Genomic DNA, 6,971 nt, shown 5'->3' on the forward strand with positions numbered 1-6,971 from the left:
GACCGCTGGCCGCGATAGCCTTTGGAAGCCTTCAGGATGGTGCGGCGCTTCTTTTGGGCGTTGACTGCCCGCTTCACGCGTGCCATGGGGTGTTCCTATCTCGTTGGGAAGTGGTTGTTCCGGCGCTTGTGCTGCCGGTCAGCCGTTCAGCAGCTTCTTGACCCGCTTGGTGTCGTTGGCCGACACCACGGTCCGTCCATCCAGCCGTCGCGTCCGCTTGGTCGGCTTGTGCTCGAGCAGGTGGCGGCGGCCGGCTTTCTGACGCACGATCTTCCCGGTGCCGGTGCGCCGGAATCGCTTCGACGCGCCGCTGTGGGTCTTGGTCTTGGGCATGTGTTTTCGGTCCTCTGTTCCGTCTGTATCAGTTCGGCGATGGTTCGGGGTCGCTGGTGGGTGCGGCCTGGGGCGTGGGGCCACTGGCGTCTTGGGCTGCACGAGCACGCGTCTTTGCGCCGCGGTGCGGTGCCAACACCATCGTCATGTTGCGTCCGTCCTGCTTGGCCGACGTCTCGACGAATCCGTAGTCGGCGACGTCACCACCCAGGCGCTGCAGCAGCCGGTAGCCCAGTTCGGGTCGCGACTGCTCGCGTCCGCGGAACATGATGGTCACCTTGACTTTCGCTCCCGCCTCCAAGAAGCGGATCACGTGACCCTTTTTGGTCTCGTAGTCGTGATCATCGATCTTGGGTCGCAATTTCTGTTCTTTGACGACGGTCTGCTGCTGGTTCTTGCGAGACTCGCGCGCTTTTTGCGCCGCCTCGTACTTGAACTTGCCGTAATCCATGATTTTGCAGACCGGTGGTCTGGCATCCGGCGCAACTTCGACAAGATCGAGATCGGCATCCGCGGCGACGCGAAGGGCATCTTCGATACGCACGATGCCTACCTGTTCCCCTCCTGGACCGATCAAACGGACTTCAGGTACGCGGATGCGCTCGTTGACGCGGGTCTCAGTGCTGATGGGGCCTCCCTCATTGATCTTTCGTCAATTGCCACCGCCACCTGCTCCGTTGGGAGTCAGCGGGTTGGGATACCACACCATCAGCAAAAAAGCCCTGCATAAGCAGGGCCCGGTGCCGACCGATCACGGCCAAAAGCCGCCTGCAAAACGCAGAACCAGCACAACTGGCGTGCCAGTGACCGGACCGCTGAACCTTGTTGGCCAACGGTGGGAGCGGGACTCCACTTGCTGTCTCTGGCATTGCCGGAGACGGTCGCGCAGGCGAGTCTACCAGTCACGACGCCCAACTCCCCCACCTCGCCGTCCGACCGTCCGCATGACGAGGCATGCGGGAGACCCTCGAGTCCGACACAAGCGATGTGATGCCGTCGCGAACATAGGCATTCCATAGGTAAAACGCATATCCTCGCCGTCTGTGACCCTCACCGCGTCCCGTCTGCGGAGCCAGCCGAGTTCTCGACTCCGCTGGGTGCCTGCGGCCGCCGGCTGGACGGTTGGCGTCATCGCGACCTTGTCGCTGATCGCCAGCGTGTCGCCGGTAATTCGGTGGCTGATCAGGGTGCCGCGGGAATTCATCAACGACTACATATTCAACTTCCCCGACACCAGCTTTGCCTGGTCGTTCGTGCTGGCACTGTTGGCCGGCGCGCTCACCGCGCGCAAACGCATCGCCTGGTGGCTGTTGGTGTTCAACCTGTTGCTGGCCGCGGGTTTGAACGTGGCCGGTCTGATAGTGGATCACCCCAGTGCGGCGAAACGCTTCGGCGAGATGCTCGGACTCGGTCTGCACCTGGCCGCGGTGGTCGTGCTGATCTTTGCTTACCGCGAATTCTGGGCGAAGGTCCGCCCGGGTGCGCTGTACAAGGCGGCCGGCGTGCTGCTGACCGGGTGGGCGATCGGAATCGTGGTGTCCTGGGGTCTCGTCGAGACGTTTCCCCGGACGCTGGCCGCCGAAGACCGGTTGTTCTATGTGGTGAACCGGGTGGTCGGCTTCGCCGTCGTCGAGTCGGCGCAATTCACCGGCCGTCCGCCGGTATTCCTCAACGCGCTGTTCGGGTTGTTCAGTGCGATGGCGTTGATCGTTGCCGCGATCGTGTTGTTCCAGTCGCAGCGGGCCGATAACGCATTGACCGGCGAGGACGAATCTGCGATTCGCGGGCTGATCGAGCTATGGGGCAAGGACGACTCGCTGGGCTATTTCGCCACCCGCCGCGACAAGTCGGTGGTTTTCGCGCCGAGCGGCCGCGCGGCGATCACCTACCGCGTCGAGGTCGGTGTCTGCCTGGCCAGTGGGGATCCGATCGGTGACCCGCGGGCATGGCCGCAAGCGATCGACGCGTGGTTGGCGCTGTGCCAGAGCTACGGCTGGACGCCGGGGAACATGGGCGCCAGTTCGGCTGGGGCCAAAGCATTTCGCGAGGCCGGCCTGAACGCGTTGGAGCTGGGCGACGAAGCGATCTTGCAGACCGCCGAGTTCAGACTGTCCGGACGTGAGATGCGCGGGGTACGCCAGGCGGTGACGCGAGCCCGTCGCGCCGGGCTGACCGTGCGTATCCGACGCCACCACGACATCGAACCCGCCGAGATGGCCCAAGTGACTTCGCGTGCCGATTCATGGCGGGACACCGAAGCCGAGCGCGGCTTCTCGATGGCGCTGGGCCGGATCGGCGATCCGGCCGACGGCGACTGCCTGTTGGTCGAAGCCATCGGGTCCGACGACACTGTGGTCGCGATGCTGTCGCTGGTGCCCTGGGGGCGCAACGGCGTCTCGCTTGACCTCATGCGCCGGTCGCCGCACTCCCCCAACGGCACCATCGAACTGATGGTGAGCGAGCTCGCTCTGCACGCCGAACGCATCGGCATCACTCGTATCTCGTTGAACTTCGCCATGTTCCGATCGGCCTTCGAGCAAGGCGCCCAACTCGGCGCCGGCCCGGTGGCCCGGCTGTGGCGCGGGTTCCTGCTGTTCTTCTCGCGCTGGTGGCAGTTGGAGACGCTGTACCGCTCGAACATGAAATACCAGCCCGATTGGGTTCCGCGCTTCGCCTGCTACGAAGACGCCCGAATGGTTCCGCGGGTGGGCGTCGCTTCGTCGATCGCGGAGGGCTTCCTGGTGCTGCCCTTCACCCGCCGCGACGAACAACACACCGGCCATCACCCGTCGGTCCCGCCGACGCTGTTGGCGACCGGGCTGTTGCACCATGACGGTTCGGCGCCGGATGCTTCGGCATTACAGGAGGCCGACTTCGGCGACGTCGACGCGCGCGGCCGGCGACTACCCGAGCAGATGCGCGTCCGGATGTCGAAACTGAAGGCATTGCAGGACAGCGGTATTGACGCCTATCCGGTGGGACAACCACCCAGTCACACGGTCGCTCAGGCACTGAGTATCGAGGATCAGACGGCGGTCTCGGTGTCCGGGCGGGTACTGCGAATCCGGGACTTCGGCGGCGTGCTGTTCGCCGAGCTGCGCGACTGGTCAGCGGAAGTGCAACTGCTGCTGGAGAATTCGGTTCTCGAGCACGGCCGAACCGCGGACTTCACCAAGGCGATCGATCTCGGCGACCTGGTCGAAGTGACCGGCAAGATGGGATACAGCAAGACCGGCACCCAGTCGTTGATCGTGCACAGCTGGCGGCTGATCGGCAAATGCCTACGTCCGCTGCCGAACAAGTGGAAAGGGCTGACCGATCCCGAAGCGCGAGTGCGCAGCCGCTACGTCGACCTCGCCGTCAACGCCGAAGCGCGCGAACTGATCGCGGCTCGCAGCCGAGTGCTGCGTTCGATCAGAGACACGTTGAACGACAAGGGATTCCTCGAAGTCGAAACCCCGATACTGCAACAAATCCACGGCGGTGCCGCCGCCCGGCCGTTCATCACCCACATCAACAGCTACGACCTCGATCTGTATCTGCGGATTGCGCCCGAGCTATATCTGAAGCGGCTCTGTGTCGGCGGTGTGGAACGAGTATTCGAGTTGGGCAGAGCGTTCCGTAACGAGGGTGTCGACTTCAGCCACAATCCGGAGTTCACGCTGCTCGAGGCATATCAAGCGCACGCCGACTACAAAGATTGGATCGACGGCAGCCGGGAACTCATCCAAAACGCCGCGCAGGCCGCCAACGGCGCGCAGGTGGTGATGCGACCCGCCGGTGATGGGCTGGAAGAGATCGACATCTCCGGTGTCTGGCCGGTCAAGACCGTCCACGATGCGGTATCCGAAGCGCTCGGTGAGCACATCGACGCGACCACCAGCCTGACCAGGCTGCGCCGATTGTCCGACGCCGTGAAGGTCCCGTACCTGGCGCAGTGGGACGCCGGCGCGGTGGTGCTGGAACTCTACGAGCATCTGGTCGAAGCGCCGACCGAGAAACCGACCTTCTACATCGATTTCCCGCTGTCCGTTTCACCCCTCACTCGCCCGCACCGCAGCAAACCCGGCGTCGCCGAGCGCTGGGACTTGGTGGCGTGGGGCGTCGAATTAGGCACGGCCTACAGCGAACTCACCGACCCAGTCGAGCAGCGACGGCGCCTCGAGGAACAGTCCTTCCTGGCCGCCGGTGGGGATCCCGAAGCAATGGAGCTTGACGAAGACTTTTTGCAGGCGATGGAGTACGCGATGCCGCCGACCGGCGGCCTCGGAATGGGCGTCGACCGCGTGGTCATGCTCGTCACGGGCCGAAGCATCCGCGAGACACTGCCCTTCCCGCTGGCGAAGCCGCGCTGACCGGCCCAACTTTGCGCTCCTGACGCGCGAACCTTAGGCATCCGATGAGCAAAAATAGTGCTTAATCGGTAACTAGAAGTTCACAATAGACAGTGTGACAGGTTCAACGGCGAACCTTGCGTTTGCGGTGCTGGCTGACAACCACACCTCGTTGATGCACGGCTGGGTCCCCGGAGTGGTCCAGGCCGTATCGATAGCCATGCTGCTGGTGGCCGTCGGGTGGCGATCGCGCCTGTGGCGGCTGTTCTATTTGCCGGTGGCCGCGGTCCTGGGCGCAGCTTCGGCCGCGTGCTCGAGTTGGTACATCGCTCATGCCGGTCTGACCGACGATCCCGCACCTCACCTGTTGTGGTGGTGGATCGCCGGCACCGGCGCGGCGGCCGCGATCGTGATCCTGGGGTGGGGCAGCGCGCGCTGGTGGCGGCGCAGCGCTTCGCTGCTGTCTGTGCCGCTGTGTCTGCTCAGCGCGGGTCTGACACTCAATCTCTGGGTCGGCTACTTCCCCACCGTGCAGACTGCGTGGGATCAGCTCACCGCCGGTCCACTGCCTCATCAGACCGATGCGGCAGGCGTTGCCGCGATGGCGGCCGCGGGCCTGCAGCCCGCCCACGGCATCGTCGTGCCGGTGACGATCTCCGCGGATGCGTCGCATTTCAGACACCGCGGTGAAGTCGTCTATTTGCCGCCGGCGTGGTTCTCCAGCAGCCCCCCGCCACCGCTGCCGACGGTGATGATGATCGGCGGCGAGTTCAACACGCCCGCCGATTGGCTGCGGGCCGGCAACGCGGCGAGAACGATTGACGAGTTGGCGGCAAGGCACGGCGGCAACGCGCCGGTATTCGTCTTCGTGGACTCTGGCGGCGCGTTCAACAACGACACTGAATGCGTCAACGGGAGCCGAGGAAACGCTGCCGATCACCTCACTAAAGACGTTGTGCCATACATGATCTCGAAGTTCGGAGTCAGCCCGGAGCCAGAGCGTTGGGGCGTCGTCGGCTGGTCGATGGGCGGGACGTGCGCGCTGGACCTCACCGTCATGCATCCGGAGTTGTTCAGCTCATTTGTCGACATCGCCGGCAACATGGGCCCCGAGGCCGGAACAAAAGCGCAAACCATCGCGCGGCTCTTCGGCGGTGACACCGACGCCTGGGCTGCCTTCGACCCGGCCACCGTAATCGCCAGACACGGCCGATACACCGGGATTTCGGGCTGGTTCGATGTGTCGTCGAGCAACCCACCGAAGCGTCATCACGGTCTGTCGGTGACGGACGCCAGCGACGTCTACCTCGGCGGCCGGGAGCCGATCGCCAACCCCAATGACCAGATCTCGGCGGCCGAGTCGTTATGCGCGCTCGGTCGCACCAACGGCATCAACTGCGCCATCGTCGCTCAGCCCGGCAATCACGACTGGCCGTTTGCGAGCAATGCTTTCGCCGCGGCACTCCCCTGGTTGGCCGGTCGGCTTGGCACTCCCGAGGTGCCGAGGATTCCGGCACCGGCCACCTGGCCGCCCGCCGCGGCTCCTGCTCCGCACGCCGAGCCAGTGGGCCGCTGACACGGGTCCCTGCTTGATAGCGCCAGTCGAACGGATGCGTCGCGCAATGTTCGCTCGTCACGCCAACCCGTGGAGCGCCTGGACACGCTGGGCGAGCACACCGCTGGTGTTGTTGCCGGTATGGACGCGAAGTCGCAGCCACGGGTTGCTGGTCGCGACCTGGTTCGCGCTCAATCCGATAATTTTCCCGAAAATCACCGATGAACGTAATTGGGCCACCCGGGCGATGCTCGGCGAAGAACTCTGGATCACCCATCGGCCCAAGGACAGCGCAGCAGTGCTGAGCGTCGTCACCTCACTCCTGGCTGTCGCGGCGCTCGTCGCGGCGCGCCGCCATCGCGCCGTCCCGGCGGCGGTCACGACCGCGGCGCAGATGGCGCTGACGCTGGTGTACTGGCAGCTGATGGTCCGCTACCTAGATCGTCATCGGTAACGTGGGATCATGCCCGACGAGCCGGAATGTTCCGCCGCACCGCCCGATGTCGACCCAGGCTTCACCAGCTCTGGGGTGCCGACGTTCGAATCGGTCCGCGAGAAGATCGAGAGCCGCTACGAAACATCCATCGGTTCAGCCGAACTGGACGCCGAGACCCCGGAGGGCCGCGACGTCGAGGACCAGTATGAAGCCCGACAGCGTGCGGCCGCCGACCGGTTGGCCCAAATCCGCGAATCGATGCGCGACGACAGGGGCGACTGAGCACGCGGCCAGACTCAGGCGCTGACCTTGC

Annotated in this window: 6 protein-coding genes and 1 pseudogene; 4 read left to right on the forward strand and 3 right to left on the reverse strand. The window is 64.7% G+C overall.

All coding sequences use genetic code 11. The features are described from left to right. From VN856_RS06350 to infC, 3 genes and pseudogenes are all read right to left on the reverse strand, one after another. Positions 1 to 86, reverse strand: a pseudogene (locus VN856_RS06350) (50S ribosomal protein L20); the annotation flags it as partial. A 52-nt stretch (positions 87 to 138) separates the two neighbouring features. Beyond that, positions 139 to 333: a 50S ribosomal protein L35 gene (gene rpmI / locus VN856_RS06355; RefSeq protein WP_325687245.1), complete on the reverse strand. Its 195-nt coding sequence runs from the start codon at positions 331 to 333 to the stop codon at positions 139 to 141. A 28-nt stretch (positions 334 to 361) separates the two neighbouring features. Next, positions 362 to 961, reverse strand: a complete 600-nt coding sequence (gene infC / locus VN856_RS06360) for a translation initiation factor IF-3 (protein ID WP_325687253.1) — start codon at positions 959 to 961, stop codon at positions 362 to 364. A 469-nt stretch (positions 962 to 1,430) separates the two neighbouring features. Here infC and lysX point away from each other — a divergent pair, with 469 nt between their 5' ends. The 4 genes from lysX (at position 1,431) to VN856_RS06380 (ending at position 6,940) form a co-directional block, all read left to right on the forward strand. After that, entirely contained in the window at positions 1,431 to 4,688 is a 3,258-nt protein-coding gene (gene lysX / locus VN856_RS06365) for a bifunctional lysylphosphatidylglycerol synthetase/lysine--tRNA ligase LysX (protein WP_414686888.1), read from the forward strand. A 154-nt stretch (positions 4,689 to 4,842) separates the two neighbouring features. Continuing rightward, on the forward strand, positions 4,843 to 6,243 hold the full coding sequence (locus VN856_RS06370) for an alpha/beta hydrolase (protein WP_325687255.1): 1,401 nt from the start codon (positions 4,843 to 4,845) through the stop codon (positions 6,241 to 6,243). 13 nt (positions 6,244 to 6,256) lie between these two features. Further along, on the forward strand, positions 6,257 to 6,676 hold the full coding sequence (locus VN856_RS06375; protein WP_325687249.1) for a DUF6653 family protein: 420 nt from the start codon (positions 6,257 to 6,259) through the stop codon (positions 6,674 to 6,676). 9 nt (positions 6,677 to 6,685) lie between these two features. After that, entirely contained in the window at positions 6,686 to 6,940 is a 255-nt protein-coding gene (locus VN856_RS06380; protein WP_325687251.1) for a hypothetical protein, read from the forward strand. Positions 6,941 to 6,971: the final 31 nt, after the last annotated feature.

The sequence above is a fragment of the Mycobacterium sp. genome, assembly GCF_035603715.1.
Classification (GTDB): domain Bacteria; phylum Actinomycetota; class Actinomycetes; order Mycobacteriales; family Mycobacteriaceae; genus Mycobacterium.

Excerpts from the sequence above, each read along its gene's own strand:
- rpmI (WP_325687245.1), bottom strand. The coding sequence starts at position 333 with ATGCCCAAGACCAAGACCCACAGCGGCGCGTCGAAGCGATTCCGGCGC.
- VN856_RS06370 (WP_325687255.1), top strand. The coding sequence starts at position 4,843 with ATGCACGGCTGGGTCCCCGGAGTGGTCCAGGCCGTATCGATAGCCATG.
- VN856_RS06380 (WP_325687251.1), top strand. The coding sequence starts at position 6,686 with ATGCCCGACGAGCCGGAATGTTCCGCCGCACCGCCCGATGTCGACCCA.